Annotated in this window: 24 protein-coding genes and 1 riboswitch; of the genes, 12 read left to right on the top strand and 12 right to left on the bottom strand. The window is 65.3% G+C overall.

What is annotated here, in order from left to right; genetic code table 11:
* Positions 1 to 13: 13 nt before the first annotated feature.
* A complete protein-coding gene (gene ubiA, locus J5J86_RS08805; RefSeq protein ID WP_209104509.1) occupies positions 14 to 982 on the bottom strand; it encodes a 4-hydroxybenzoate octaprenyltransferase in 969 nt (322 codons plus the stop codon).
* Between the two features lie 14 nt (positions 983 to 996).
* A complete protein-coding gene (locus tag J5J86_RS08800) occupies positions 997 to 1,515 on the bottom strand; it encodes a hypothetical protein (RefSeq protein WP_209104508.1) in 519 nt (172 codons plus the stop codon).
* Between the two features lie 371 nt (positions 1,516 to 1,886).
* On the opposite strand from J5J86_RS08800, the gene J5J86_RS08795 reads away from it, so the two are divergent.
* The 6 genes from J5J86_RS08795 to J5J86_RS08770 all read left to right on the top strand — a co-directional run bounded on the left by J5J86_RS08795 (position 1,887) and on the right by J5J86_RS08770 (position 7,459).
* Positions 1,887 to 3,647, top strand: coding sequence for an acetolactate synthase 3 large subunit (locus J5J86_RS08795; protein ID WP_209104507.1), 1,761 nt, complete (start codon positions 1,887 to 1,889; stop codon positions 3,645 to 3,647).
* A 132-nt stretch (positions 3,648 to 3,779) separates the two neighbouring features.
* The gene (ilvN, locus tag J5J86_RS08790) at positions 3,780 to 4,295 is read left to right on the top strand and encodes an acetolactate synthase small subunit (protein WP_209104506.1); all 516 of its coding nucleotides are present in this window, start codon (positions 3,780 to 3,782) and stop codon (positions 4,293 to 4,295) included.
* Between the two features lie 310 nt (positions 4,296 to 4,605).
* Complete coding sequence (gene ilvC, locus J5J86_RS08785) at positions 4,606 to 5,625, top strand: ketol-acid reductoisomerase (RefSeq protein WP_209104505.1); 1,020 nt, start codon at positions 4,606 to 4,608, stop codon at positions 5,623 to 5,625.
* A 500-nt stretch (positions 5,626 to 6,125) separates the two neighbouring features.
* Complete coding sequence (fldA, locus tag J5J86_RS08780) at positions 6,126 to 6,608, top strand: flavodoxin FldA (RefSeq protein WP_209104504.1); 483 nt, start codon at positions 6,126 to 6,128, stop codon at positions 6,606 to 6,608.
* Entirely contained in the window at positions 6,587 to 6,961 is a 375-nt protein-coding gene (locus J5J86_RS08775; RefSeq protein WP_209104503.1) for a DUF2023 family protein, read from the top strand. Before fldA ends, J5J86_RS08775 begins: the two co-directional genes overlap by 22 nt.
* A gap of 102 nt (positions 6,962 to 7,063) precedes the next feature.
* Complete coding sequence (locus J5J86_RS08770; protein WP_209104502.1) at positions 7,064 to 7,459, top strand: winged helix-turn-helix domain-containing protein; 396 nt, start codon at positions 7,064 to 7,066, stop codon at positions 7,457 to 7,459.
* Positions 7,460 to 7,483: 24 nt separating this feature from the next.
* Here J5J86_RS08770 and modC read toward each other — a convergent pair whose 3' ends face one another.
* From modC to modA, 3 genes are all read right to left on the bottom strand, one after another.
* The gene (modC, locus tag J5J86_RS08765) at positions 7,484 to 8,590 is read right to left on the bottom strand and encodes a molybdenum ABC transporter ATP-binding protein (RefSeq protein WP_209104501.1); all 1,107 of its coding nucleotides are present in this window, start codon (positions 8,588 to 8,590) and stop codon (positions 7,484 to 7,486) included.
* Positions 8,587 to 9,276, bottom strand: coding sequence for a molybdate ABC transporter permease subunit (gene modB / locus J5J86_RS08760; RefSeq protein ID WP_209104500.1), 690 nt, complete (start codon positions 9,274 to 9,276; stop codon positions 8,587 to 8,589). The genes modC and modB overlap by 4 nt, the downstream gene beginning before the upstream one ends.
* Positions 9,277 to 9,522: 246 nt before the next feature.
* Positions 9,523 to 10,329, bottom strand: a complete 807-nt coding sequence (modA, locus tag J5J86_RS08755) for a molybdate ABC transporter substrate-binding protein (protein WP_247658264.1) — start codon at positions 10,327 to 10,329, stop codon at positions 9,523 to 9,525.
* 262 nt (positions 10,330 to 10,591) lie between these two features.
* Here modA and J5J86_RS08750 point away from each other — a divergent pair, with 262 nt between their 5' ends.
* The 4 genes from J5J86_RS08750 to J5J86_RS08735 are packed head-to-tail and all read left to right on the top strand — an operon-like array spanning position 10,592 to position 14,633.
* A complete protein-coding gene (locus tag J5J86_RS08750) occupies positions 10,592 to 12,052 on the top strand; it encodes a UbiA family prenyltransferase (protein WP_209104499.1) in 1,461 nt (486 codons plus the stop codon).
* Between the two features lie 3 nt (positions 12,053 to 12,055).
* Positions 12,056 to 13,441, top strand: coding sequence for an FAD-binding oxidoreductase (locus tag J5J86_RS08745; protein ID WP_209104498.1), 1,386 nt, complete (start codon positions 12,056 to 12,058; stop codon positions 13,439 to 13,441).
* Positions 13,438 to 14,190: an SDR family oxidoreductase gene (locus J5J86_RS08740; RefSeq protein WP_209104497.1), complete on the top strand. Its 753-nt coding sequence runs from the start codon at positions 13,438 to 13,440 to the stop codon at positions 14,188 to 14,190. The genes J5J86_RS08745 and J5J86_RS08740 overlap by 4 nt, the downstream gene beginning before the upstream one ends.
* Positions 14,191 to 14,234: 44 nt before the next feature.
* Entirely contained in the window at positions 14,235 to 14,633 is a 399-nt protein-coding gene (locus J5J86_RS08735; RefSeq protein WP_209104496.1) for a GtrA family protein, read from the top strand.
* A gap of 35 nt (positions 14,634 to 14,668) precedes the next feature.
* On the opposite strand, the gene J5J86_RS08730 is transcribed toward J5J86_RS08735, so the two are convergent.
* Both J5J86_RS08730 and J5J86_RS08725 read right to left on the bottom strand, forming a co-directional pair.
* Positions 14,669 to 16,750 (bottom strand): hypothetical protein, encoded by a 2,082-nt coding sequence (locus J5J86_RS08730; protein ID WP_209104495.1) that lies wholly within the window; start codon positions 16,748 to 16,750, stop codon positions 14,669 to 14,671.
* 71 nt (positions 16,751 to 16,821) lie between these two features.
* Positions 16,822 to 17,058 carry an Lrp/AsnC ligand binding domain-containing protein gene (locus J5J86_RS08725; RefSeq protein WP_209104494.1) on the bottom strand — a complete coding sequence of 79 codons (237 nt, stop codon included), beginning with the start codon at positions 17,056 to 17,058 and terminating at the stop codon, positions 16,822 to 16,824.
* A 104-nt stretch (positions 17,059 to 17,162) separates the two neighbouring features.
* Positions 17,163 to 17,268, top strand: a riboswitch (TPP riboswitch).
* 46 nt (positions 17,269 to 17,314) lie between these two features.
* On the opposite strand from J5J86_RS08725, the gene thiD reads away from it, so the two are divergent.
* Together thiD and J5J86_RS08715 are read left to right on the top strand one after the other, a co-directional pair.
* Complete coding sequence (thiD, locus tag J5J86_RS08720) at positions 17,315 to 18,127, top strand: bifunctional hydroxymethylpyrimidine kinase/phosphomethylpyrimidine kinase (protein ID WP_274706710.1); 813 nt, start codon at positions 17,315 to 17,317, stop codon at positions 18,125 to 18,127.
* Positions 18,128 to 18,217: 90 nt separating this feature from the next.
* Positions 18,218 to 18,835, top strand: coding sequence for a helix-turn-helix domain-containing protein (locus J5J86_RS08715; protein WP_209104493.1), 618 nt, complete (start codon positions 18,218 to 18,220; stop codon positions 18,833 to 18,835).
* 34 nt (positions 18,836 to 18,869) lie between these two features.
* Here J5J86_RS08715 and J5J86_RS08710 read toward each other — a convergent pair whose 3' ends face one another.
* The 5 genes from J5J86_RS08710 to rfbB form a co-directional block, all read right to left on the bottom strand.
* Positions 18,870 to 21,551, bottom strand: a complete 2,682-nt coding sequence (locus J5J86_RS08710) for a sulfite reductase flavoprotein subunit alpha (protein ID WP_209104492.1) — start codon at positions 21,549 to 21,551, stop codon at positions 18,870 to 18,872.
* A 433-nt stretch (positions 21,552 to 21,984) separates the two neighbouring features.
* Positions 21,985 to 22,758 carry a ferredoxin--NADP reductase gene (locus tag J5J86_RS08705; RefSeq protein ID WP_209104491.1) on the bottom strand — a complete coding sequence of 258 codons (774 nt, stop codon included), beginning with the start codon at positions 22,756 to 22,758 and terminating at the stop codon, positions 21,985 to 21,987.
* A 213-nt stretch (positions 22,759 to 22,971) separates the two neighbouring features.
* Positions 22,972 to 23,844 (bottom strand): glucose-1-phosphate thymidylyltransferase RfbA, encoded by an 873-nt coding sequence (gene rfbA / locus J5J86_RS08700; protein WP_209104490.1) that lies wholly within the window; start codon positions 23,842 to 23,844, stop codon positions 22,972 to 22,974.
* A complete protein-coding gene (rfbD, locus tag J5J86_RS08695) occupies positions 23,841 to 24,734 on the bottom strand; it encodes a dTDP-4-dehydrorhamnose reductase (RefSeq protein ID WP_446698668.1) in 894 nt (297 codons plus the stop codon). Before rfbD ends, rfbA begins: the two co-directional genes overlap by 4 nt.
* A complete protein-coding gene (rfbB, locus tag J5J86_RS08690; RefSeq protein WP_209104489.1) occupies positions 24,734 to 25,789 on the bottom strand; it encodes a dTDP-glucose 4,6-dehydratase in 1,056 nt (351 codons plus the stop codon). The genes rfbD and rfbB overlap by 1 nt, the downstream gene beginning before the upstream one ends.
* Positions 25,790 to 25,797: the final 8 nt, after the last annotated feature.

Below are 25,797 nucleotides of genomic sequence, written 5' to 3'. Positions count from 1 at the left end.
GCCCCGCCGGTCTCTAGATGACGCCGGTCATCACCAGATGCTGCAATGCGGCATCAAGGGCGAGGCCCGCGAACAGGAGGAGGCCGGCATTGCGATTGGACTTGAACAAGGCAAGGCACAGATCGGGATTGTCGATATCGAGCCGCACCACCTGCCGCCGCAGCAGCAGGGCGAAGCCCGTCAGGCCGAGCCAGGCGAAGAGGCCCGCGCCCGCCGTGACAAGGGAAAGGGCGAAGAACAGGACGGTCGCGCCATAGGCCAGGGTCAGGGCAAGGCCGGTGCGGCGCCCGAACAGAAGGGCGGTGGAGCGCACGCCCACCACCGCGTCATCCTCGCGATCCTGGTGGGCATAAATGGTGTCATAGCCGAACACCCAGCACACCGAGCCGGCAAACAGCAGCAAAGCCGGGTCCTCGATGGAGGAGAACACGCTCGCCCACCCCATCAGCGCGCCCCAGGAAAAGGCAATGCCGAGAACCAGTTGCGGCACGGAGGTGATGCGCTTCATGAGCGGATAGATGGCCACCACGCCCATGGAGGCGATGCCCGTCACCACCGCGAAGCGCGGCAAGCTGAGCAGCACCGCCAGCCCCACCAGGAGCTGGAACGCGAGAAAGGCGAAGGCACCCTTCAGCCCCACTTGCCCGCTGGCCAGGGGGCGGGAGCGGGTGCGGGCCACCTTCTTGTCGATGTCGCGGTCGAGAATGTCGTTCCAGGTGCAGCCCGCGCCGCGCATGGCGATGGCCCCAATGGCAAACAAGCCGAGGAGAACGGGGTCGGGGTAGGGCTGGCGGGCCGCGATGGCGGCGAGCGCCGTGGACCACCAGCAGGGCAGCAGAAGCAGCCAGCTGCCAATCGGCCGGTCTGCCCGCGCGAGGCGCAGATAGGGGCGCAGCATCGCCGGGGCCCAGCGATCCACCCAATTGCCGGCACCTGCGTCGGCAACGGGCGCGAACGCGCCCTCCTGTCCCCACGATGTCAAAGCGGGCCTCGCGGCTATTTCAGAGCGTTGCCGGTCAGGGTGTCGAACACGCCCCCGCCCGAGGAGCTGGAGCCGACGGAATAACCCGTGGTGACGCCGAGGGCGCTGGACATGGAGCCCTGCGGCGGCGGCTTGGCCGGACCGCCTGCGCCGGCGCCATTGGCCGCGGCGGCGCAGATCTTGTCGCGCAGCTCGGCGGTTTTCTTGTTGTTGGCCATCGCCGAGGTCACAACCTCCGGCGGGATCTGACACCAATCCTTGTTATCCTGCAGGTACTTTGCGACCTTGCCCTCCGCGGCCGTAAAGGTGCGGAAGAGCGGGCACAATTCCTGCGGCGGCTTCTTCGCCTTGCCGGCGGCCTGCAGGAGCTTGCCCTTCTCCTCCATGTCCTGGCGCAGGGCCATGAAGTCGGTCTGGCAGTCGGCAAGAGCGGCGCCGGTGCCCATCAGGAAGAAGGCGAGGGCGGCCGCCGATAGGCGCTGGATGTTAGCGTGCACGGACTGGTCCCCTTCCGCAGCGTCCCACAAGGTCATACATTTTCCTTACAAAGAGCCGACGTATTGGGCAATATCGCGGCAGACGGCAATATTAGTTCATGAGGCGGCGGCGAACCCTTTGCCTATCGGATTTGCCGGCGCTAAAAAACCGCACGGGCGTGCTTGACGGACATTGCGCCGGACAGTACGTTCCGCGCAACTTTGTAGAAGGTGTGTGCGCACATGCGCAAGATCGTTACCATTCTTGTACCCTGGGGCGCCACCATCGTGCCGGCTTGAATGCCGGAACGGGGATTGGTGGCGCGTGACGAGGGGCCTTCGGGCCCCTTCGTCGTTTCTGGACCATCCAACAACGGAACGCTTGAGAAGGGATGCGGCGCTGAGGCGGGCATCCGGGAGCAACTGAGATGAACAAGCAAATGACCGGCGCCGAAATGGTCATGCAGGCGCTCGCCGACCAGGATGTCGAACATCTGTTCGGTTATCCGGGCGGCGCCGTGCTGCCGATCTATGACGCCATGTTCCACCAGAACCAGGTGCAGCACATCCTGGTGCGCCACGAGCAGGCCGCCGTCCATGCGGCCGAGGGCTATGCCCGCTCGTCCGGCAAGGTGGGCGTCGTGCTCGTCACCTCCGGCCCCGGCGCCACCAATGCGGTCACCGGGCTGACCGATGCCCTGATGGATTCCATTCCGCTCGTCTGCATCACCGGCCAAGTGCCCACCCACCTGATCGGCAATGATGCCTTCCAGGAATGCGACACGGTGGGCATCACCCGCCCCTGCACCAAGCACAATTATCTCGTCCGCGACGTGAACGACCTGGCGCGCGTCCTGCACGAGGCCTTCTATGTGGCGCAGAACGGGCGCCCGGGTCCGGTCGTCGTCGACATCCCCAAGGACGTGCAGTTCGCCACCGGCACCTATGTCGGCCGCGAGAATATCGAGCATAAGACCTATAAGCCCAAGCTGTTCGGCGATGCCGAAAAGATCGCGGCGGCGGTGGAGATGATCGCCCACGCCAAGCGGCCCATCTTCTATACGGGCGGCGGCGTCATCAATGCCGGGCCGGAGGCGAGCCGCCTGCTGCGCGAGCTGGCCAAGCTCACCAACGTTCCAGTCACCTCCACCCTGATGGGCCTCGGCGCCTTCCCGGCGGCGAGCAATCAGTGGCTGGGCATGCTGGGCATGCACGGCACCTATGAAGCCAACATGGCCATGCATGGCTGCGACGTCATGGTGTGCATCGGCGCGCGCTTCGACGACCGCATCACCGGCCGCCTGGACGCCTTCGCGCCGGGATCGAAGAAGATCCACATCGATATCGACCCGTCCTCCATCAACAAGAACGTGAAGGTGGACCTGCCCATCATCGGCGATTGCGGCCGGGTGCTGGCGGATCTCGTGTCGGTGTGGAAGGCCAAGGGCGCGACCATCGACAAGGACGCGCTCGACACCTGGTGGCGGCAGATCGACCGCTGGCGCGGCCGCAACTGCCTCGCCTATCGGGCGTCCGACGAGATCATCAAGCCGCAATACGCCATCGAGCGCCTCTATGCGGCCACCAAGGACAAGGACGTCTACATCACCACGGAAGTGGGCCAGCACCAGATGTGGGCTGCCCAGTTCTTCCGCTTCGAGGAGCCCAATCGCTGGATGACCTCCGGCGGGCTGGGCACCATGGGCTACGGCCTGCCCGCCGCCATCGGGGCGCAGATCGCCCATCCCGAGGCGCTCGTGGTCGACATTGCCGGCGAAGCCTCCATCCTGATGAACATGCAGGAAATGTCGACGGCCGTGCAGTTCGACCTGCCGGTGAAGATCTTCATCCTGAACAACCGCTACATGGGCATGGTGCGCCAGTGGCAGGAGCTGCTCCATGGCGGGCGCTACTCCCACTCCTATTCGGAGGCGCTGCCCGACTTCGTGAAGCTGGCGGACGCCTATGGCGGCGTCGGCATCCGCTGCGAGAAGCCCGGCGACCTCGACGCGGCCATCGCCGAGATGATCGCCATCAAGCGCCCGGTGATCTTCGACTGCATCGTGGACCAGCAGGAAAACTGCTTCCCCATGATCCCGTCGGGCCGCGCGCACAACGAGATGATTCTCGGCGACATGGCTGTCGACCTCGACGAGGCCATCACCGACGAAGGCAAGATGCTGGTGTGACGGACGCCTGACGGCCCGCCCCGGCCGCCGCCCCTCAAGGGCCGGCCGGGGTGCGCCGCGAGAAGAACACGCGCCGTCCCTTTTCTCGTGCCCTCCCGACCGGGAGGCACGCCCCACCCTCAAGAGACCTCCATGTCCCATCCCGCCGAACCCATCGAGCGCCATACCCTCTCGGTCCTGGTGGACAACGAGCCCGGCGTGCTCGCCCGCGTCATCGGGCTGTTTTCCGGCCGCGGCTACAATATCGACAGCCTGACCGTGTCCGAGGTGAGCCAGGAGACCCATCTCTCGCGCATCACCATCGTCACCACCGGCACCCCCATGGTGATCGAGCAGATCCGCAACCAGCTCGACCGCCTGGTGCCCGTGCACAAGGTGCGCGACCTCACCAAGGAGGCGGTGTCGCTGGAGCGGGAGCTGGCGATGGTGAAGGTGCGTGGCCTCGGCGAGGCGCGCGGCGAGGCGCTCCGGCTGGCGGAGGCGTTCCGCGCCCGGGTGATCGATGCCACCCGCGAGAGCTTCGTGTTCGAGATCACCGGCAAGAGCGACAAGATCGACCAGTTCGCCTGGCTGATGGAGCCCCTCGGCCTCGTGGAGGTGGCCCGCACCGGCGTGGTCGCCATCGCCCGGGGTCCCGAGCCCATGTGAGGTCCGGCGCGCGCCCGCTATGCACCATGCACTGCGGTAGGCCGGAAGGCATGCCGCATGGCATGGACAGGCGGTGAACGGAGCGCCGCCTTGGGCTTGCCTCGCCGGGTTCGCGTGGATATACGGCGGGGCATCAAGCCCTCGTGCGCCACAGGCGCGCAGGTGGCATTCAGCGCGCATCGTCGGCGTCCCCCTTAGAGCTTCGCCGCCGGAGCGGGAGGACGTTCAAGGCCGGTTGGAAAGCACGCTTCGGGTTCGCCGCCGGCCCTTTTTCATACCCTTTCAAGAACAGCGCCCACAGGAGAAGATGATGCGCGTTTACTACGATCGCGATGCCGACCTGAACCTCATCAAGGGGAAGAAGGTCGCCGTCGTCGGCTATGGCAGCCAGGGCCACGCCCATGCGCTCAACATGCGCGATTCCGGCGTGAAGGACGTGGTGATCGCGTTGCGCCCCGGCTCCGCCACCGCCAAGAAGGCCGAGGCCGAAGGCTTCAAGGTGCTCACCCCCGCCGAGGCCGCCAAGTGGGCCGACGTGGTGATGATGCTGACCCCCGACGAGCTGCAGGGCGACATCTATCGCGAGAGCCTGCACGACAACATGAAGAATGGCGCCGCGCTGCTGTTCGCCCACGGCCTCAACGTGCATTTCAACCTCATCGAGGCCCGCAAGGACCTGGACGTGCTGATGGTCGCCCCCAAGGGCCCCGGCCACACCGTGCGGTCCGAGTACCAGCGTGGCGGCGGCGTGCCGACCCTCATCGCCATCGCCCAGGACGCCTCGGGCAATGCCCATGACCTCGGCCTCTCCTACGCTTCCGCCATCGGCGGCGGCCGCGCCGGCATCATCGAGACCACCTTCAAGGAAGAGTGCGAGACCGATCTGTTCGGCGAGCAGGTCGTCCTGTGCGGCGGCCTCGTGGAGCTGATCCGCGCCGGCTTCGAGACGCTGGTGGAAGCCGGCTACGCCCCCGAGATGGCCTATTTCGAGTGCCTCCACGAGGTGAAGCTGATCGTCGACCTCATCTATGAGGGCGGGATCGCCAACATGAACTACTCGATCTCCAACACCGCCGAGTATGGCGAGTATGTCACCGGCCCCCGCATCATCACCCCCGAGACCAAGGCGGAGATGAAGCGCGTGCTGACCGACATCCAGACCGGCAAGTTCACCCGCGACTGGATGCTGGAGAACAAGGTCAACCAGGCCTCCTTCAAGGCCACCCGCGCCCGCGTCAATGCTCACCCCATCGAGGAAGTGGGCGAGAAGCTGCGCGACATGATGCCCTGGATCAAGGCCAAGGCGCTGGTGGACAAGTCCCGCAACTGATCCTCGCGGCTCAGCTTCAGAGCATTTCCGAGCGAAGTGGGATCCGGTTCGCGTGAAGGAAATGCGTCAAACCAACGAGTTAGAGTGCTTCAGCGTTTCTATGAAACTCTGAAGCACTCTAGAGTGTTGGAAAGGCGGGCTCCGGCCCGCCTTTCTTTTTGCCCGCGTCAGGCCGGGCGGGTCCGAAAAAAGATGGGCATATCGCCCAGTTTTGAATCATTATTATTTTGATCTATTCTATCCGTGAAATCCCTATATTGTGGGGTTTCTTTGCCTGCCTCACATTTGATCCTGCCTGAACGGCGTGCATCCAGAGTGCGATCCCACCCGGCAGCCTCGCAGCGAGCCGGCAGGGCGTTCTCATAAGATGCTCTCATTCCTTGTTTTCACGCGATTTCGGCGGCGAAACGGGCGCTCGCCCGTGCCGGAATGGCATGCGTTTTTCGTGGCGCCGGCGGAGGGTTTTTTCCGCTGACGCAGGCATTGAGAAGAGAAGGTCCATGATTGTCACGATTATTTACGGCTCCGATGGCGGAGCCACGAAAGGTGTTGCTTCAAAGATATCCAAGAAAACCAAGGGCCGGGTGGTGGACATCAAGGCCGCCAGCGCGTCCGATTTCGAAGGCTGCGATCTTCTCATCCTTGGGTCGCCCACCTATGGCGCGGGCGATCTCCAGATGGATTGGGAAGCCCATGTGGATACGCTCAAATCGTCCAATCTGGACGGCAAGAAGGTCGCCCTGTTCGGAACCGGGGACCAGGCCACCTATCCGGACTCCTTCGTCGACGCCATGGGGGTGCTCTATGACCTCGTGGTGGAGCAGGGCGCGCAGGTGGTCGGCTTCACCGATACGGCCGGCTATGACTTCACCGGATCCTTTGCGGAGCGGGATGGCCAGTTCGTGGGCCTCGCCCTCGATCAGGACGGCCAGTCCTCCTTGACCGAGAAGCGAGTCACGGCATGGCTTGCGACCATTCTCTAGATCCCCTCGCGCTGCGGATCTTCAACCACAATGTCTACGAATATCGACGGGGCGTGCGCGCCCTGTTCCTGATGACCATGGGAGAGGGCGACCTCCCGCCCATTCTCACCCGCCTCGCCAATACGGGCATCGACCATTTCGTCCAGCAGGTGACGGCCACCAAGGTGAACCTGTTCTTCGGAAGCCGGGCCTTTGTGGAGACGACGCGCAGCATCGTCACCAAGCCGCTGTGCCAGCTCTCGCCGGAGGAGGATTTCATGCTCGGCACCATGCTCGGCTATGATCGCGAGCAACAATGCCTGCGCTATCTCTCGCGGGTCCTGCGTCCACCGGGGGTGGTGTTGAGCCATTGACGTGGCGCGTGGGGCTGCCAATCTTCGTTGCTCCTGAAGATCGCGGATTCTGCAGGCGGGCCTGGAAGGTCAGGCCGACAATGCCCGCCACGAGGAAGCGCCGTGCCCCAGAAGACCGCCCCGCATCTGTTCCTGCGCCTGGATTTCGCCGATGGCCGCCGCCTTGGTCCGGGCAAGATCGCGCTTCTGGAGGCCGTGCGGGAGCATGGCTCCATCCTTGCCGGCTCCAAGGCCATCGGCATGAGCTATCGCCGCGCCTGGCTGCTGATGGACGAAATGGACCGCATGTTCGAGGACAAGGTGGTGGTCACCTATCCCGGCCGACGGGGCAGCGGCACGGAGCTCACCCCCTTCGGCGAGCGCCTGATCGCCCTCTACCGGGCCATGGAGCGCCAGGCCGCCAAGGCCACGCGGGCGGCCGGCCAAGAACTGGCCGCCGCGCTCGCCCTCGACTTCCAGGCGGCGGGGGAGGGTGAGCGGGAGAGCGAGGCGGGCTGAGGCCGGACGCTCACCTCTTGCCGCTCACTCCGTTTCGTCCGCCGCAAAGCGCGGCGAGCGGCTGTCCACCGCCACCGCCTTGATCATGATCCAGACCGGCATGCCCGGTTCCACGGCGAGCCGGTCCGCGCTTTCGGTGGTCACGAGGGCACGGATGACCGACGAGCCCACCTCCACGCCGATATCCGAATAGGGGCCTTCCTCGCGGCGGATGTCGCGGATGCGGCCGGGCAGGCGGTTGGTGATGGACACGTCCATGGGCCGCGACAAGGAGAGCGCCACGTCGCGCGAGCGGATGCGCGCCCGCACCGCTCCGCCCACCGGCCGGTCCACCAGCGGCACCCGCAACTCCCCGTCGGCGAAGGCAATGGTGGACAGGAACAGGTGCGGATCGTGCCGCTTCACCTGGCAGTCCAGGATGGTGCCCAGGTCGAAGCGCCCCACCACGGACAGCAGGTCTGGCCGGGACATCACCTCCGCCACCGGGCCGGAGGCGAGCGTCTGGCCGCTGGCCATGGCCACCACGGTGTCGGAGAGGCGCAGCACCTCCTCGATGGAATGGCTGACATAGAGAATGGGGAGGGCCAGCTCGTCCCGCAGGCGTTCCAGATAGGGCAGGATTTCCGCCTTGCGCTGCTCGTCCAGCGAGGCGAGGGGCTCGTCCATGAGCAGCAAACGCGGCTGGGAGAGGAGCGCCCGGCCGATGGCGACCCTTTGGCGCTCGCCGCCCGAAAGGGTGTGCGGCCGGCGCTTCAGCAGATGGCCAATGCCGAGCATGTCCACCACGGCGGCAAAGGCGATGCGCCTTTCGCCCCCGGCCCGCCGCTCGCCATAGCGCAGATTGGTGTCCACCGACATGTGCGGGAAGAGGCGGGCCTCCTGGAAGACATAGCCCACCCGCCGCTTCTCCATGGGCATGTCCATGTGGCGCTTCGAATCGAAAAAGGTCTCCCCGCCCACCACGATGCGTCCGCTATCGGGCCGCACGGCGCCGGCGAACATCTGGATGATGGTGGTCTTGCCGCAGCCGGAGCGGCCGAACAGCGAGGTCACGCCCCGCTCGGGGGCGGTGAAGCGGACAGCAAGGCGGAAGTCCGCCGCGCGCTGGAGCGCCACGTCGATCTCAATCATGCCCGCCCCAATGCCCGCTTGAGCTGCTTGTCCGCGAAATCCGCCAGCATCAGGGCGCCCAGCGCCAGCACCACCGACACCAAGGAGAGGCGCGCCGCGATGGCATCGCCGTCCGGCATATGGGTGGCGCTGTAGATGGCCAGCGGAATGGTCCGGGTCTGGCCCTCGATGTTGGAGACGAAGGTGATGGTGGCGCCGAACTCGCCCAGCGCCGAGGCGAGGCAGATGAGCGCCCCCGACAGGATGCCGGGCGCCATCAAGGGCAAGGTGACCGAGAAGAACACGTCCACCCGCGAGGCGCCGAGCGTGCGGGCCGCTGTCTCCAGCCCCTTGTCCACCGCATCGAGGGACAGGCGGATGGCGTTCACCGACAGGGGAAAGCTCACCACCGCCGCCGCCACGGTGGCGCCCGCCGTGGAGAAGATGAGGCGGATGCCAAACCAATCATAAAGATACTGCCCCAGGAAGCCCTTGGATCCGAGGGTGAGCAACAGCAGATAGCCCACCACCACGCGGGGGAGCACCAGCGGCAGGTGGATGATGCCGTCCAGCAGCCCCTTGCCGGGGAAATGTGTCCGCGACAGCAGCCAAGCCAAGGCGATGGCGGGCGGCAGGCTCCATACCGTGGCCCAGAAGGCCACCTCAAGGCTGAGATGGACGGCTGTCCATTCATCCGGGGTCAGCATGGGGGAAGTCCTTGATCGGCTCTGAGCCGGCGAACGCGGGTAAGGCGCTATCCTGCACCGGGCGGGGGCGGCAGGTCAGGCCTCTTTTGTGACGTTGAGCATTTCCGGGCGACGCAGGAAACCGATCGCGCGGAAGACATGCGTCACCACAAGGAGAGAGGGCCCTTTCGACCCGCGGAAGAGCGCAAGGCTGCCCGGCCTTGGGGGAGGCCGGGGCAGCCGCGCTTCGATGCTCCGGGGGAAGGGTCAGAGCACCGTGAAGCCGTATTTCACGAAGATGGCTTTCGCCTCCGGTCCCTTCAGGAAGGCGAAGAAGGCCTTGGCCGCCGGCGTGTCCTGTCCCTTCACCAGCGCGAAGGGATAGACGATCTCCGGGTGGCTGGAGGCGGGGAAGGTGCCGGCCACTTTCACATTCTTGGCGATGGCAGCGTCGGTGGCATAGACGATGCCCGCCGCGGCCTCGCCCCGCTCCACCAATGCGAGCGCCGCGCGCACGCTTTCGGCGCCCACGATGCGGGGGCGGAACTGGTCCCACAGGCCGAGCTTGGTCAGCGCCGCCTTGGCATAGATGCCCACGGGCACGCTCTCCGTGATGCCGGTGGCGAGCTTGCCATCCGGCCCCAGCAGCGCCTCGGCGCTCAGCTTGTCGTCGATGGTGACGGTGCGGGCCTTGTCGGCGGGCACGATCAGCACCAGGGCATTGCTCAGAAGCGGGGTCCGGCTCTCGGGGAGGATGAGGTCCTTGGCCTGGGCATAGTCCACCCACTTATTGTCCGCCGACACGAAGATGTTGGCGGGCGCGCCCGCTTCCATCTGCTTGGCAAGATCGGAGGAGGCGGCAAAGGAGAAGCGGATCGTGTCCGGCGACTTGTCCTTGTAGGCCTTGGCAATGTCCTGGAGGGCGTTGGTCAGGCTGGCAGCGGCGAACACCGTGACCTGGTCGGCACGGGCGGCGGAAGGCGCCGAAATCAGCCCGCAAGAAAGGGCGGCAGCAAGGGCGGAAGCAATGGCGAGGCGCCTGGAAAGGCGGATGAACGGCATGGAAAGAGACATGAAGAGAACCCCAACGTTATATCCAATCGTATATAGCAATTCATGCCGCACCCACCGCCCGCCCGTCAACTGCGGGAAAGCACGAGCGCGGCGGGGGTCATGAGTGCCGCCCGTGCGCCCTCTTGCCGGGTTGCCGCCATGGGAAGCGCCATGCCATAAGCCAGAGCGTGCGCCGCAGCCATGGGTGGTAGGGCGCGCGGAACCTCCCGCACCTTCAAGGGGCACGTTGAAGGAGGCGAGCCTTGGCGGGTGAGAGCCTGACATGTCCCTGACCGCAGCTTCCATCAATGAGGCCACCTTGCTGCCGCTGGTTGTCGACCTGGACGGCACGCTGACCCTCTCGGACACCCTGCACGAATCCTGCCTCGCCTTGCTGAAGAGCGTGCCGCAGACCGGCCTGTCCGCCTGCCTGCGCCTCCTGCCGCATTTGCGGGCGGGCAAGGCGCAGTTCAAGCGGGCGGTGGCCGAAGCGGTGGTGCTCGACCATGAGCGCCTGCCGCTCAATGCCGACCTCCTGGACTGGCTACGGCAGGAGCACCGCGCCGGACGTCCCCTCTATCTTGTGACGGCGGCGGACCAGTCCATCGCCGATGCGGTCGCCGGCCATCTGGGTCTCTTCGACGGCGCCTTCGGGTCGGGGGAGGGGGTGAACCTGTCGGGGGCGCGAAAGCTGGCGCTCATCCGCAGCCGGATCGGGGAACGCTTCCTCTATGCTGGCGACGCGCCGGTGGACGCCCCTCTCTTCGCCGCCGCGGAGGGGGCCATTCTGGTGGGAAACGTGAAGCGGCTCGAAGCCTTGATCCCGCCGGACAAGCCGGTTGTTCGCCGCTTTTCCGTTCCTGTTCCGGGCCTCCTCACCTGGATGCGGGCATTCCGGCTGCCCCACTGGTCGAAGAACCTCCTCGTTTTCATCGCCCCCCTCCTGACCATCCATCACGCCCCGCAAGGCGTTCTGGCACAAGCCTTTTTGCTCTTCCTGGCCATGGGTTTCCTGGCCTCTGCCACGTATGTGGTGAACGACCTCCTCGACCTGCCCGCCGACCGCCGCCACCCCCGCAAGCGCCTGCGCCCCTTCGCCTCCGGCGCCATCCCGCCCCGGCAGGGTGTGGTCGCTGCTGGAGCATTGATATTATTGAGTTTTTCCCTCGCCTTGGCGCTTCCGGCGTCCGCCCGGCTGGCGCTGCTGGGCTATGCTGCGGTGACGCTCGCCTATTCCTTCTTCCTGAAGCAGCAGGCAATCGTCGATGTCTTTGTTCTGGCAGGGCTTTTCACGCTTCGTATCCTCGCTGGCGCGCTTCTTCTGCCGGCCGCCCCCTCGCCCTGGCTCTTGACCTTCTCCATGTTCTTTTTCCTGGGCCTCGCCATGGTGAAGCGCCATGCGGAGCTAGACCGGGTGGTGCGGGAAGGGGGGAGTGGGGTGGCTTCCCGAGGCTATACGGCCCGCGACCTTCCGCTTCTGCTTGCCGCGGGAGTCGCATCGAGCTTTGCGGCCATAGTCATGTTCATGATCTACCTGATCGGCGAACAATATCCCAACGGGATGTATCGTCATCCTGGACTTCTCTGGATCATGATGCCAGTTCTGCTCATCTTCGTTCTGCGCGTCTGGCACCTGACAATCCACGGGCGAATGAACGAAGATCCGGTCATGTTCGCCCTGAAGGACAAGACATCCCTGGCCCTGGGCGCGCTGGCGCTGGGGGCCCTGGTGCTGGCGCTCTAGGCCATGCCGCATTCCGCCCGCACCTCCCTCTCGCACACCTCGTGGGGCAATGTCATCCGGGCTGAGCACCAGGTGGTGTCACCCGATCAACCCTATGCTGCTGCAAGGGTTTTGACCGAGATCCCCGCAGGAAGACCGGCCATTGCCTATGGCTGCGGACGGTCCTATGGCGACGTCGCCCTCAATCCCGGTGGCCTGCTGATCGAGACCCGGCGGCTGGATTGCTTCATTTCGTTCGACGCGGAGAAAGGCCTCCTCACCTGCGAATCCGGCGTGACGTTGGCGGAAATCCTGCGGGCAACCTCAGTTCCGGCGAAAGACGGCTCGGGTTGGCTTCTGCCGGTGGTGCCCGGCACGCGCTTCGTCACGGTAGGCGGGGCCATCGCCAATGACGTGCACGGCAAGAATGCCCATGTGTTCGGCTCCTTCGGCTGCCATGTGGAATCTCTCGACCTCGCCCGCAGCGATGGCCGCATTCTCACCTGTTCGGCCCAGAACAACGCGGAATTGTTCGCGGCAACCGTTGGTGGCCTGGGCCTGACCGGCCTCATCCTGCGGGCCACCTTGCGTCTGCGCCGGGTTGAGGGGCTGGCCCTCGAAACCGAGGAGATCCGCTTCGCCCGCCTGGCCGACTTCTTTGCCCTGGATGCAGAGAGCGCGGTGGGGTGGGAATACACCGCCGCATGGATCGATTGCCTGGCACGGGGCAATCAATTGGGACGCGGCATCTATCTGCGCGCCCGCCACGCACCGGGCGTATCCGCGCCACCGCCTTCGTTGGGACCACGGCGCTCCGTCCCCATTGCGCCGCCTTTGTCCCTGGTGAACGGCCTGTCGGTGCGCGCCTTCAACGCTGCCTATTGGCGCAAACTCGGCACGGCGGAGCGCGTGAGGCGGGTGGTGCCGTATGAGGGCGCCTTCTTTCCGCTCGATGCCTTGGGCGGCTGGAACCGCCTGTATGGACCCAAGGGCTTCTTTCAGTTCCAGTGCGTCGTGCCGCCCGAGGGGGCCGAGGCCGCCACGGCTGAACTCCTGGCTGCCATTGCCGAGGCGGGGCAGGGCTCCATGCTTGTGGTGTTGAAGCGGTTTGGTCATGTGGTGTCGCCGGGCTTGCTTTCCTTCCCCATGCCCGGCATCACGCTGGCGCTGGATTTTCCGAATGCCGGGGCGGATACCGTGAGGCTCATGACGCGGCTTGAGGCCATCGCCGTGGCGGCGGGGGGACGCCTCTATCCGGCCAAGGATGCGCTCATGACAGCCGAGAGCTTTGCGCGCGGCTATCCCCGGCTGGATAGGTTCCGGGGACATATGGACCCCGCTCTTTCCTCGGCGTTCTCCCGCCGCGTGGGGCTGAGCGATGCATCGGATGGTTCGGGGGAGGGGCGATGAGCACGCAAGGGCGCCGGGTGGCCATTTTCGGGGCGACCTCCGAGATCGCGGTGGCCTTCGGGCGCCTCTGCGCGGAAGCTCATGACCGGCTGGTGCTGGTGGGGCGTGATCCGGAAGCGCTGGAGCGCCTGGCTGCCGATCTCAAGGTGCGGGGTGCGGACGCCGTTGCCATCCTGCCAGCAGATTTCAACCATATCGACGGCTTGTCAGAGATGGCGCAGGAAAGCTGGGCGCCTTTCGCGGGCCTGGATCTCGCTCTCGTCGCCTACGGGACCCTGCCGGACCAGAAGGCGGCCACCGGCAATCCAGCCGTCGCCGCCGCAGCGCTCCACATCAACTTTGTCAGCCCCGCTCTGCTGTGCGACCTCCTCGCGGCGCGTTTCGAGGCGGCCAAGGCGGGCACGCTGGCGGTCATCACCTCGGTGGCGGGTGACCGTGGCCGCCAGAGCAATTATGTGTACGGTGCCGCAAAAGGTGGCCTGCAGCTTTATCTTGAAGGACTGCGCCATCGCCTGTGGGCGGCGGGCGTCCGGGTCGTCGACATTCGGCCCGGCTTCGTCGCCACCCGCATGACGGCGCACCTGCCCCAAGGCGGTCCGCTTTGGGCCACGCCCGAGCGTGTGGCTGCCGACATGGACAAGGCCATCCGACGCGGCAGTGCAGTGCTCTATACGCCCTGGTTCTGGCGCATCATATTGCTGATCGTACGCGCCTTGCCCCGTCCGCTCTTCCATCGCAGCAAGCTGTAAGAGGGTAATGGCCTGATGCTCCGGAAGTCCTGGAAGGATCGGGCATGAGCCGCGATTTTCTGCTGTTCCTCCTGATCGGGGGACTGGCGGCGCTGGTTAATCTCGTCGGCCGGATCATCTTCAACCTGGTGGTGGACTATCAGCTGGCCATTATCCTGGCCTATCCCCCCGGCATGGCGGTGGCTTTCCTGCTCAACCGTCACTTCGTTTTCAGGGCGGACGCGCATCCTGCGGTCGGGCAGATCGTGCGCTTCGCGCTGGTCAATTTGCTGTCCTTGGCCCAGATCTGGATGGTGAGCGTCGGGCTCGTCGATTGGGCCTTCCCACGGATTGGTTTCACTTGGCATGCCGAAACCATCGGCCACGCCATCGGGCTCGGCAGTCCGGTGCTGACCAGTTATTTCGCCCACAAGCACTTTTCCTTCCGCGCTGGCAAGGGCTGAGCACATGCGGGTCATGCTGCAATGGCGCACGGGCATCAGCCGCTGGGCGCCTCTTCCATCCTAGGCGCGTCAGGTCTTTGATTCCTGCGCTTCCAAGACGACCGCTTCCAAGATGACCACCCCGCGGACAGCGACAGGGGGATGGCGAGCCCGAGCATGTAGGTGGCAGGCAGGGTATATTGCGGGTTGATGGCGGGGAAGGAGCTCACATCCACGATGGCGACAATGGCGAGCCGCGTGCCGATCATTACCCAGGCTGAGCCGGCGCATAGCCAGACCGGGTCCAGTCGTCTTTCCCGTGCGAGCTGCACCGCCGTCCAGACAAATGCCAGCGCGGCGAGTGTGACGAGCGGCAGGAAGACGAAGGGTATGATCCGGAAGAGTGCCTGAATGGTCTTGCCGGCCGTATTGGCATGGCGGTTCCACAGGCCGGCCGGATGCAATGCGGCGACGGTTGCGTCCACATGAAGGGTGCGGCCGCCCTCTGCCCGTTCCAATGCGCCGCCAAGACCCAGCGGGAGCAAGAGCTGCGTGCCATCGGCGAACGTCGCTTCCAGGGTGCAGGTGCCCGGGCACACATAGTCGGCCCGGAACCGATTGTTGGCCGCGCCTTCATCTCCCGTTGCCTGCGCCAAGTCAGGACTTGCCACGCGCTGGATGCTGGCGCGGATCGAAGCGCCGTGCGGGTCACGCAGCGTCAGCGAGGGCCAGGCCTCCCCTTCAGGAAGCCGGATCCAGCCCAATGTCTCACGCCGGTCGCTGGCGGGGCCGTAGGTGCGCGGATAGTTCAGGATGGACCAATAGAGGTTGAACAGCGCTTCGTTCGGCTCGGGCCGCGTGGTCGCCATCTCATAGCTGTCGCCGGTTGCGATGGCCGAGGTGGTCAGGGCCTGCAGCATGCGACCGGGCACATCGAGCCATTGCGCCAGGGACATGTGCGGGATGTGCGCGTTCAGCGTCGGGCGGCAGGTCAAGGCGCCGGATGCGCAGGCCGCCTTTATCTCGCGGGCCATGCGCGAAAAGGTCTCTCGCGCCGCGCGCGGTGAGGAAAAGACGCCGGCATTGGCCGCGGCGTCGCGGAAGGCCCAGACAAACCAGCCGCCAGCGAGCTGCCCACACGTATGGGGCAGTGAAGTGCAACTTGCCTCATACCATTTTGCAAGCGGCCCACCGGGTTGCAAGTCCGCAGCAAGGCGCGCAAGGGCGGGGCTGACGGCCGCCGCTTTCTCCATGGCCGTCACGGTCACCGGCACTTGGCGGACGGGGCCTCCATCCTCGATGCTGGAGAGGGCACCGATCACGTCCTTGAAGGCCCGGTCCTGGAAATCCACCGTGACGAAGGCGCCGTAGGTCACGAAATTGGCGGTCAGCAGCGCGAGAAGGAGAGCGGAGAAGCCACACGCCGCGCCAGCAAGGCCGGGCAGAAGGTGCCGGGCAGTCTTCCAGCTGATCCCGCTCCAGACGATGCCGGCGAGCAGCAGCGCGGCGAGGCCGGGGAAAAACCAGACACCTTCCTCGCGAGTCACCAGCGCCCATGCGAGCGTCGCGCCGCCCGCAAGGCCCAAGCCGAGCCGCGCGCTCCAGCCGTCCGGCGGGGCAAACAGCACGAGTGCGGTGCAGGCGAATATGATGAGGGTCTGACCCCAGTAGATCTGGTCACGGATCACCCGGTGCACCCCGGTGTCGAAGCCGGATGGAATCAGAAGGAGCAGCAGGAAGGTGCCGAAAAAGACGGCCTTGGACCGCGTCAGCCGAAGCACCGCGATCGCCCCCACCAGGATCGCCAGGAGGTGAAAGAGGGCGTGGCCGATGGAAATGGGACCGCCAAACAGCGTGGCGAGGGCAACGAAGACCGGATAGCCCGGACCCTTCATCAGCGTGTATTGGTCATAAGGGCCAAGCCACTGACCGGCGGCGATATGGCTCGCCATTCGCATGAAATAGCCGTCATCGTGGCCGGCGGCCGGGATGAGCAGGAGGCGGCTGTTCACCTCCACATAAAAGCGTGCGGAGGCGAGCACAGCCAGCACCACAATGTCGCCAACGCTCAGGCGCGGCGGACCTGCCGGATCTGATCCCCCCGCCCCCGCCTTCTCCACTGCTGAACCTCCGCTCATGTGCCTGTCAGGTCCGCCCCGAGAGGTCGGCTCATACGGGGCGCGCCCAGGTCTTCCGGCACGACGGGGGCTCAGAAGGCCTTGAAGGTGATGATGGTGCGGGTGTCCTGGATGCCGGGAAGCCCCTGCACCTGTTCGTTCACGAAATGCCCGATGTCGGTGCCGTCGGCCACGTAGAACTTGACGAGAAGGTCGAAATCCCCGGCGGTCGAATAGATCTCGGAGGCGATTTCCTTGTCGGCCAATGCATTGGCCACTTCATAGGAGCGGCCCAGCTGGCACTTGATCTGCATGAAGAACGGAACCACGGCGAACCTCCAGGAGAGGGCCGCAAGGTGGACAAATCGCCGGTCTCTTGCAAGCCCGTGCCTCCGCAATCCTTGAAGGGGAATGGAGGGTTGGCTACATGAAAGACATCTCGTCGGGGTGTCCCACATGATGTGGGGCTGAGAGGCAGGCGCCAACCCGCGAACCTGATCCGGATCATGCCGGCGAAGGGAAGCGAGAGCGGGCCGGCGCGTCGCGCGGGCGTGCGGCTTCCCCTATCCGGCGCGGGAGGCTCCCATGGCAGAGAATATTCCCCCGATCGCCGTCACCGTGGCCGGCTCGGATTCCGGCGGTGGGGCAGGCATCCAGGCGGATCTGAAGACCTTCTCGGCTCTGGGGGTCTACGGCGCCAGCATCCTGACCGCGCTGACCGCCCAGAACACCACCGGGGTGAGCGCCATTCATGACGTGCCGCCCGACTTCATCACCGCCCAGTTCGACGCGGTCTTCTCCGACCTCGACGTAAAGGCGGTGAAGATCGGGATGTTGTCGCGCCCGGCGGCGATCGAAGCCGTGGCTGCAGGGCTCGACCGCTGGGCGCCTCGCGCCGTCGTGCTCGACCCGGTCATGGTGGCGGCCTCCGGGGCCCGTCTCCTGGACCCGAGCGCCATCGCCGCCTTGAAGACGGCGCTGCTGCCACGCGCCCACGTTCTGACCCCAAACCTCCCCGAGGCCGCCGCTCTCCTCGATGCGCCGATCGCCGAGACCGAGGTGCAGATGCGGGAGCAGGCGGAGCAACTCCTGGCCCACGGGGCTCGGTGCGTGCTCATGAAGGGCGGGCATGGCAACGGACCCGAGAGCGTCGACCTCCTGGTGGACGCTACCGGGGCGATCCGCCTTGCGGCGCCGCGTCATTCCAGCCGGAACACTCACGGCACCGGCTGTACGCTCTCCTCAGCCATCGCAGCAGGCTTGGCGCAAGGCCACGACCTGCCGGATGCGGTCAAGGCAGCGAAGGCTTACATCACCGGCGCAATCGCGGCGGCGGACAGCCTCCAGGTGGGCCATGGCCACGGGCCGGTGCATCATTTCTTCGACCTCTGGCGCTGATGGCCGGCGGCCGACGGGACCGCGGCTATTCGTCTTGCAAATGCCGTTTCGTACGTTAATACGAACACAGGTTCGCAAAGATGGAACGCCATGTCGCAACGCGAGAAGGGTGCCGACCGCAATCTGGAAACGGGAGCCCAGGTCATTACCGGCCAATTGGGCAAGACGATCCAGCGGCTGAGGAAGGCGTATAATCTCTCCCTCTCCGACCTGTCCGAGCAGTCCGGTGTTGCCAAGTCGATCATCAGTCAGATCGAGCGCAACGAGACCAATCCAACTCTCGCTACCATCTGGCGCCTCTCTCAGGCCCTGGACATGTCGGTGGAACGCGTTCTTGCCTCGTCAGACGAGGCGCCCTTTGTGGAGAAGCTCACGCGCGCCGATACCCCCATCCTCCTGTCCGACGACGGCCGGTGCCGGCTGACCATCATCGGCTGGATCAAGACAGTGGAATGGCTGCAATATTACGACTTCCAGGCCGAGCCTGGTGGCGAACTGGAATCCGATCCGCACCAGCGCGGGTCCATCGAATGCCTGAGCGTGGTGTCCGGCACCCTTGAGGTGGAAGTGGGCGGTGTCGTCGAGATCGCCAAAGCGGGCGAAACCTTGCGCTACCGCTGCGACCGCCGCCACGTCATCCGCAATGTGGGCAAGGAGCCGGCCCATGCCTTCATGGTGTGCCTGCTGAAGGCGGCTGTGCTCGACTGAAACCGTACCGGTGGGGAGGTGCCTTGCCTCCCCGTCAATACACATCCCGCCGATATCGGCCCTCGGCGGCCAGCCGGTCCAGTTCGTCCGCACCCAGGATGGCGCGCAGTGTCTCGTCGACCGCGCCGGCCATGCCCGCAATGCTGCCGCAGACGAAGATGGAGGCCCCCTCCATGACCCAGGCCTTCACCTCGTCGCGCGCGGCCGCAAGCCGATGCTGGACATAGATGCGCTCGTCTTGGTCGCGTGAGAAGGCAAGATCCAGCCGCGCGATGCCGCCAGACGCCACCCAGCCGGAGAGCTCCTCGCCGAAATAGAAATCGTGGGCCCGGTTGCGCTCGCCAAAGATCAGCCAATTGCGGTCGCTGCCCGCATGGATGCGAGCCTTCAGATGCGCCCGCAAGCCGGCAAGCCCGGTGCCGTTCCCGATCAGAAGGAGCGCTCTCTCCGCTGGCGGGGCATGAAATGCCGGGTTCGGCTTGATGCGCAGTTCGATCTCGCTGCCGAGCGGTGCATAGGCGGTCAGCCATCCCGATCCGACGCCGAAGCTGCCGTCCGGCGCCCGGGTTTGCCGGACCAGGATTTCGAGCCGACCGTCCTGCGGAATGGAGGCGATGGAATAGTCGCGCTCCGGCAAGGGACGAATGAGATCGGCGAGGCCCTGTGCGGTGATGCCATCAGGTACCTGGCCGGGCAGGGCTCCCCTCAGCGCCACGCCCTCCAGGGCCATGGCTTCCCCGCCTGCCGCGACGGGGGCCGTCGGATCGAGCGATAGCGCGGCGAGCGCGTTGCTCACCCGTGCCGGATCGTTGCGCGGGCGGATCTGGGCAATGTCGCCGGCCTCCCAACCAGGAAGCGCACGGCCCATGGGCTCCAGGACCACATGGAACGTGGGCAGGCCCGCGCTTCCAGGATTGAGGCAATGGCGCTCCACCAGCTTCCAGGCGCCGAAGCTCGGGCCTGTCCAATCGCCCTGAACCGCTCTCCCTGTGATGCGTGCCAACCGCGCTTGCCAGGTGGTGAGGGCCGCTGCGTCCTCTGCGTCCATCTCGACCGCCTCGAAGAGGGGTTGCGCCCCCTTCTGTCGCAAAGCTCCATCCAGTTCGCGCCCGAAGCCGCAGAAGTGGCCGTAGGTGCGATCGCCGAGCGAGAGGAGCGCGAATTTCAGGTGGTCCAGCCGGATCGACGCTCGAAAAAAGGCCCGCGCAAAGCTCCGCGCCGCATCGGGCGCTTCGCCCTCTCCGAAGGTGGAGACAATGAAGAAAATGCGCGTCTCGCGCGCAAGGGCTTCCGGCGTGAGGGTGGCCAGGGACGCTACGCGGGCGGACGTACCGGCCGCCTGAAGCGCAGACGCCGTGGTCCAGGCGAGGCGCTCCGCGGTCCCTGTCTGGCTCGCGAAGGCGACGAGGATGGGAGCACCGTCCTGCGCGGCAAGACCGGCGCCTTCCGCCGCCGCCCGCCGGACTTGGGCCTTCTTCTTCCGCCGGTCGAGATAGAGCATCCACCCTGTGACCGCGAAGAGCGGCATGAGCAGGCTGGCGATCATCATCAGGAGGAGGCCCGGCAAGCCGAAATAGCTCCCCGCATGAAGTGGGAAGATGCTGCCCATCAGGTGCTGGCCCAATGGCAAATCGTCGAAGCGCCGATGCTGCCGCACCGTCCCACTGGGATCGATCACGAGCGTATTGTTGGCGCGCTCATGAGCCGGATTGGGCGGCAGATAGATGATGGTGAGGGGCTGATTCCCCTGGGGCAGGCGCAGCGTCGCGGTGTTAAAGGCGCCGACTTCGTGCTCGAACAGGCTCCAGAGGCGGACAATATCCAGCGGGGTGCCGGCGTTTCGGCCACCACCCGCAGCGGCTTGACCACCTTGGGTCCCCTGGCCGCCTTGACCGCGCGGAGCGGCGGGGCGCATGGCATCCGGGTTGCTCGTCTGCGCCGCGGCTTCAGCCGCCGGTCTCTGTCCGCTCGCCGCAGGAGCGGCCTGCCCCGGCGCGGCGGCTGCCGGGCGCGGACCCTGCTGGGCGGGTCTGGGTGTTCCGGTGATGTCGAACAGCGCGTTGCGGTACCAATCGTAGGACCAATAAAGCCCCGTTAGCGAAGCCAGGAGGTAGAACGGAAGAACCCAAGTACCAATGACCGAGTGCAACTCCCACAAGAGATTGCGCCCGCCCCTGTTGAGGTTGAGGTGGAACCAGGAGCGCCACTGCAGCGGCCGGCGCGGCCATCGCAGATAGAGGCCGGAAAGGCTGAGGACAATGAGCGCGATCGTGGATGCCCCCACGATATGCTTGCCGATATCCCCGGCCGCCAGCCAGCGATGAATCTGCATGGTCAAGCGGAAGAAATCCTGCCCCTTCACCGGGCCGAGAAGCGTGCCGTCATAAGGGTTCACATAGCGGGTTTCGCCGCGAGGGCCACCCGATCCGCCGGGAATGGGCGCAAGCGTGACGCGGGCGGCGCTTTCCGGATCGGCATGGACAGTCAGGGCGGTAACGGTGCGCTCGGGCACTTCCGCGCGGATCCGGTCGAGCAGAGCTGCGGGCGGCAAAGGACCGCCGGGGCGCGACTCCACCGTCATGACGCCGGGATTGAGAGCGCGCAGGATTTCGTGCTCGAACGACAGCATCCCGCCAGTGACGCCTACAACGGCAAGGACGATCCCGGCGGTGATGCCGAGCAGCCAGTGGATCTGGAACCAGAGTGCTTTCAGCATGCCGGCCCCCAGACAGTGCGAGCAGAGGCGGAGGCAATGACGGAAAGGCGGACGTAGAGGGAGTGGGCACCCGGCAAGTAAAGGCGAAGGAGAAAATCAGACCGAAGCATGGCGCAATGCCGGGCTGCGGACAGCCCGCTCCAACAAAAAGCAGGAACCGGCCATATCAAGGCCCGTACGGCACTGCAACGGGGCACTTGTTCAATAGAATTATTGCAATTCGAGACCGCGTCCCCTTGTCTTTGCCCCTGAGACGGGAACGCCGCCCGTTCGGGGCGGCGTCGGGATTGAAACGGGGCCCTGGAGGACAGGTGGGCCTTAGGGCGCGATCCGCTCAGATTGAATCAATCTGATCGGGGAATCGTCGCCCTCTAACTCGTTGATAGAGTGCGTGATCCGGTCAGCCTGCGGTGCAGGCCGATCGGCGCATGCTCTAGCGCTCCACGAACGCCTTTTCGATGACATAGTGGCCGGGCTCGGATTGGCTCCCCTCCTTGAACCCGCGGGACTCAAGCAATTCCACCATATCCTTCAACATTTGTGGGCTACCGCAAAGCATCAGGCGATCATTCTCCGGGGAAAGATCCGGTACGCCGATGTCGGTGAACAGTTTGCCCGAGTTGATGAGGGCCGTGATCCGGCCCTGATTGCGGAACGGCTCTCGGGTGACGGTGGGATAATAACTCAACTTCGCCTTCACCTCCTCGCCGATATACTCGTCGTTCGGGAGGGTCTGTGTGAGATAATCGTCATAGGCGAGCTCAGCCACGGTGCGCGTGCCATGCACCAGAATGACCTTTTCGTACCGCTCATAAGCGTCCGGGTCCTTGACCACGGAAAGAAAAGGCGCAAGGCCCGTTCCGGTGGAAAGCAGATAAAGGCGCTTGCCCGGAAGGAGATTGTCCTGAATCAGCGTGCCGGTCGCCTTGCGACCCACCAGAATCTTGTCGCCCACTTTCAGGTGCTGGAGGCGGGACGTCAAAGGCCCATTCTGCACCTTGATGGAGAAGAACTTCAGGTCTTCTTCATAATTGGCGCTGGCCATTGAATAGGCGCGCAAGAGGGGCTTGTTGTCCACCATCAGGCCGATCATCACGAACTGGCCATTGAGGAAGCGGAAGCCGGGATCCCGCGTGGTGGTGAAGCTGAAGAGCCGGTCCGTCCAATGGTGGACGCTCTTGACGGTTTCCTCGTTGAGATTGCTCATGGCCTGTCGATGCGTTGCCCAAACGGCGCGCGGAGACTCTGCATACCCCGCGCGTCGGATGTGATTTCCTGCAATCCACTTTAGATGCGATGCGCAGGGAAGGGAAGCTCCCTTCCCGTCCCCTCGCGTCCCGCAGCCCCAGGCACACAACCATGAGGTGGACCGCCTGATCTTTAGCTTAAGCCAGGCAGTCACCGCATTCCTTGATGCAGATCACAGGCCGTCTTCGGCCAAGTTCATCAAATACTTGCCGTAGCTGGACTTGATCTGGGCGCGGGCAATTTCGCGCAGCTGGTCGGCCGAGATGTAACCGGAGCGGAAGGCGATTTCCTCCGGTGCCGAAATCTTCAAACCCTGCCGCTTTTCAAGGATTTGCACGAACTGGCCGGCCTCGACGAGGCTGTCCGGCGTGCCGGTGTCGAGCCAGGCGAAGCCGCGGCCCATCATGCTCACCTTGAGCTCGCCGCGCTCCAGATAAGCCTGGTTCACGTCGGTGATCTCGATCTCTCCGCGGGGTGAAGGCTTCAGATCAGCGGCTATTTCCACCACGCGATTGTCATAGAAATACAACCCTGTGACTGCGAGGTTCGACTTGGGGTTGAGGGGCTTCTCTTCCAGCGAGAGGACATTCCCGTTGGCATCCACCTCTGCGACCCCATAGCGCTCGGGATCGTTTACGGGGTATCCAAACACCGTTGCGCCGCTCTCGCGGTTGGCCGCCTCCTCCAGCAGCTCCGGCAGGCCGTGGCCGAAGAAGAGGTTGTCTCCCAGCACCAGCGCAACCTTGTCGTCGCCGATGAAGTCGCGGCCGACAATGAAGGCATCCGCCAGGCCGCGCGGCGTGTCCTGGACCGCATAGCTGATGGAGATGCCGAACTGGCTTCCGTCCTTCAGCAGCTTCTGGAACAGGGCATTGTCGTGGGGGGTGGTGATGATCAGGATATCCCGGATGCCCGCCATCATGAGGGTGGCGAGGGGATAATAGATCATCGGCTTGTCGTAGACGGGCAGAAGCTGCTTCGACACGACAAGGGTGATGGGATGAAGACGGGTGCCCGACCCGCCGGCGAGGATAATGCCCTTCACGGTGCCTCCGTTGGCGCTGGGGCGAGCAGGCGGTCGACGACCTCGGCGACCCGGGTTTCCCACGGGGCTGCGCGGAAGCGGAAGGTCCGCTCGAACAGGCTGGAATCGAGTTCGGAATTGGCCGGCCGCTGGGCCGGGGTGGGGTAGTCGGCGGTGGTGATGGGGGCCACTTCCGGGTTGCGGCCGGTGTGGCGGGCCGCCTGGCGCACGATCTCGCTGGCAAAGCCGTGCCAGGTGGTGGCGCCAGTGCCGGCCAGATTATAGGTGCCCCAGCGCGCCGTGCCGCCAGCGGCCGCCTCGGCGGCGGCCATCAGGCCCTCGGCAATGTCGCGGGTGGCGGTAGGGCAGCCCTTCTGGTCGGCCACGATGGTCAGCCGGTCACGGTCGCCGGCAAGGCGCAACATGGTCTTCAGGAAGTTGGCGCCATAGACGCCATAGACCCAGGAGGTGCGCAGGATCAGGTGACGCTCTGTGGCGGCGCGAACCGCCGCTTCGCCCGCCGCCTTGGTGCGGCCATAGACGCCCAGCGGCTTGATGGGATCGCTCTCCACATAGGCGCCGTCCTTGGTGCCGTCGAACACATAGTCGGTGGAGATGTGGAGCATCGGGATGCGGTAGCGCGCACACCGCTCCGCGATCAGGCCGGGGGCCATGGCATTGGCGCGGGTGGCGAGCTCCGGCTCGCTCTCGGCTTTGTCCACCGCGGTATAGGCGGCGGCATTGATGACCACATCCGGTCGGTTGGCCTCAAGGGCACGGGCCACCGCCGCGGGGTCGGATATATCCACCGCCGCCCGGTCGAGGGCGGTCAGCTCGATGCCGCGCTCGGCGGCAAGGGCTTGGGTTTCCCGGCCCACCTGGCCGTTGGCGCCGAACAGGAGGACGCGCATCAGGAGGCAAGCCCCAGGCGCTGGCCGGCATAATTGGACCGCAGCGGCGCCCACCAGGCCTCATTGGCCAGATACCATTCGATGGTCTTGCGCAGGCCGGTTTCGAAGGTCTCGCGGGGGCTCCAGCCGAGCTCCGTGTTCAGCTTGGTAAAGTCGATGGCGTAGCGCGCATCGTGGCCCGGCCGGTCGGTGACGAAGCGGATGAGGTTCTCCCGCGGACCGATCTTCGCGTCGGGTCGGATGTCGTCGAGGATGGCGCAGATGGTGCGCACCACATCGATATTCCGCCGTTCGCTGGCGCCGCCCACATTGTAGCTCTCGCCCAGCCGCCCCGTGGTGGCGATGAGATAGAGCGCTTCCGCGTGGTCCTCCACAAACAGCCAGTCGCGCACATTCTCACCCGTGCCATAGACGGGCAGGGGCGCGCCTTCCAGCGCGTTGAGGATGACGAGGGGGATCAGCTTCTCGGGGAAATGGTAGGGTCCGTAATTGTTCGAGCAGTTCGACATTACGGTGGGTAGGCCATAGGTGTGGTGCCACGCCCGCACCAGATGATCTGAGCCCGCCTTGGAGGCCGAATAGGGCGAATTGGGCTGATAAGGCGTGTCCTCGCGGAACAGGCCCTCGGCGCCCAGGGTGCCGAACACTTCGTCGGTGGAGATGTGGTGGAAGCGGAAGGCCTCCTGAGCGGCGCCCGTCAACCCGCGCCAGTAGCGCAGGGCTTCCTGGAGCATGGTGTAGGTGCCGACGATATTGGTCTCGATGAAGGCTGCCGGGCCGTCGATGGACCGGTCCACGTGGGACTCCGCCGCAAGGTGCATCACCAGGTCGGGCTTGAACCCGTCCATGGCCGCGCGCACCGCCTCTGCGTCGCAGATGTCGCCGCGCACGAAGCTGTAGCGGGGATTGTCCTGCACCGGCCCGAGGGAAGCAAGGTTCCCCGCATATGTCAGCTTGTCGAAGTTGAGGACGTGTGCGCCAAGGCCGATGAGGTGCCGAACCACCGCCGAGCCGATGAAGCCCGCGCCGCCGGTGACGAGGATGCGTTGTGCCATGTGTGCCC

This window comes from Aquabacter sp. L1I39 (genome assembly GCF_017742835.1).
Classification (GTDB): domain Bacteria; phylum Pseudomonadota; class Alphaproteobacteria; order Rhizobiales; family Xanthobacteraceae; genus L1I39.
Note: the sequence above shows the minus strand (reverse complement) of the source record. Positions and strands in the feature narration are given on the sequence as shown.

Coding starts and splice junctions, on each gene's coding strand:
- J5J86_RS08800 (WP_209104508.1), bottom strand. CDS start 1,515: ATGACCTTGTGGGACGCTGCGGAAGGGGACCAGTCCGTGCACGCTAAC.
- J5J86_RS08795 (WP_209104507.1), top strand. CDS start 1,887: ATGAACAAGCAAATGACCGGCGCCGAAATGGTCATGCAGGCGCTCGCC.
- ilvN (WP_209104506.1), top strand. CDS start 3,780: ATGTCCCATCCCGCCGAACCCATCGAGCGCCATACCCTCTCGGTCCTG.
- ilvC (WP_209104505.1), top strand. CDS start 4,606: ATGCGCGTTTACTACGATCGCGATGCCGACCTGAACCTCATCAAGGGG.
- fldA (WP_209104504.1), top strand. CDS start 6,126: ATGATTGTCACGATTATTTACGGCTCCGATGGCGGAGCCACGAAAGGT.
- J5J86_RS08775 (WP_209104503.1), top strand. CDS start 6,587: ATGGCTTGCGACCATTCTCTAGATCCCCTCGCGCTGCGGATCTTCAAC.
- modC (WP_209104501.1), bottom strand. CDS start 8,590: ATGATTGAGATCGACGTGGCGCTCCAGCGCGCGGCGGACTTCCGCCTT.
- modB (WP_209104500.1), bottom strand. CDS start 9,276: ATGCTGACCCCGGATGAATGGACAGCCGTCCATCTCAGCCTTGAGGTG.
- modA (WP_247658264.1), bottom strand. CDS start 10,329: ATGTCTCTTTCCATGCCGTTCATCCGCCTTTCCAGGCGCCTCGCCATT.
- J5J86_RS08750 (WP_209104499.1), top strand. CDS start 10,592: ATGTCCCTGACCGCAGCTTCCATCAATGAGGCCACCTTGCTGCCGCTG.
- J5J86_RS08745 (WP_209104498.1), top strand. CDS start 12,056: ATGCCGCATTCCGCCCGCACCTCCCTCTCGCACACCTCGTGGGGCAAT.
- J5J86_RS08740 (WP_209104497.1), top strand. CDS start 13,438: ATGAGCACGCAAGGGCGCCGGGTGGCCATTTTCGGGGCGACCTCCGAG.
- J5J86_RS08735 (WP_209104496.1), top strand. CDS start 14,235: ATGAGCCGCGATTTTCTGCTGTTCCTCCTGATCGGGGGACTGGCGGCG.
- J5J86_RS08730 (WP_209104495.1), bottom strand. CDS start 16,750: ATGAGCGGAGGTTCAGCAGTGGAGAAGGCGGGGGCGGGGGGATCAGAT.
- thiD (WP_274706710.1), top strand. CDS start 17,315: ATGGCAGAGAATATTCCCCCGATCGCCGTCACCGTGGCCGGCTCGGAT.
- J5J86_RS08715 (WP_209104493.1), top strand. CDS start 18,218: ATGTCGCAACGCGAGAAGGGTGCCGACCGCAATCTGGAAACGGGAGCC.
- J5J86_RS08710 (WP_209104492.1), bottom strand. CDS start 21,551: ATGCTGAAAGCACTCTGGTTCCAGATCCACTGGCTGCTCGGCATCACC.
- J5J86_RS08705 (WP_209104491.1), bottom strand. CDS start 22,758: ATGAGCAATCTCAACGAGGAAACCGTCAAGAGCGTCCACCATTGGACG.
- rfbD (WP_446698668.1), bottom strand. CDS start 24,734: ATGCGCGTCCTCCTGTTCGGCGCCAACGGCCAGGTGGGCCGGGAAACC.
- rfbB (WP_209104489.1), bottom strand. CDS start 25,789: ATGGCACAACGCATCCTCGTCACCGGCGGCGCGGGCTTCATCGGCTCG.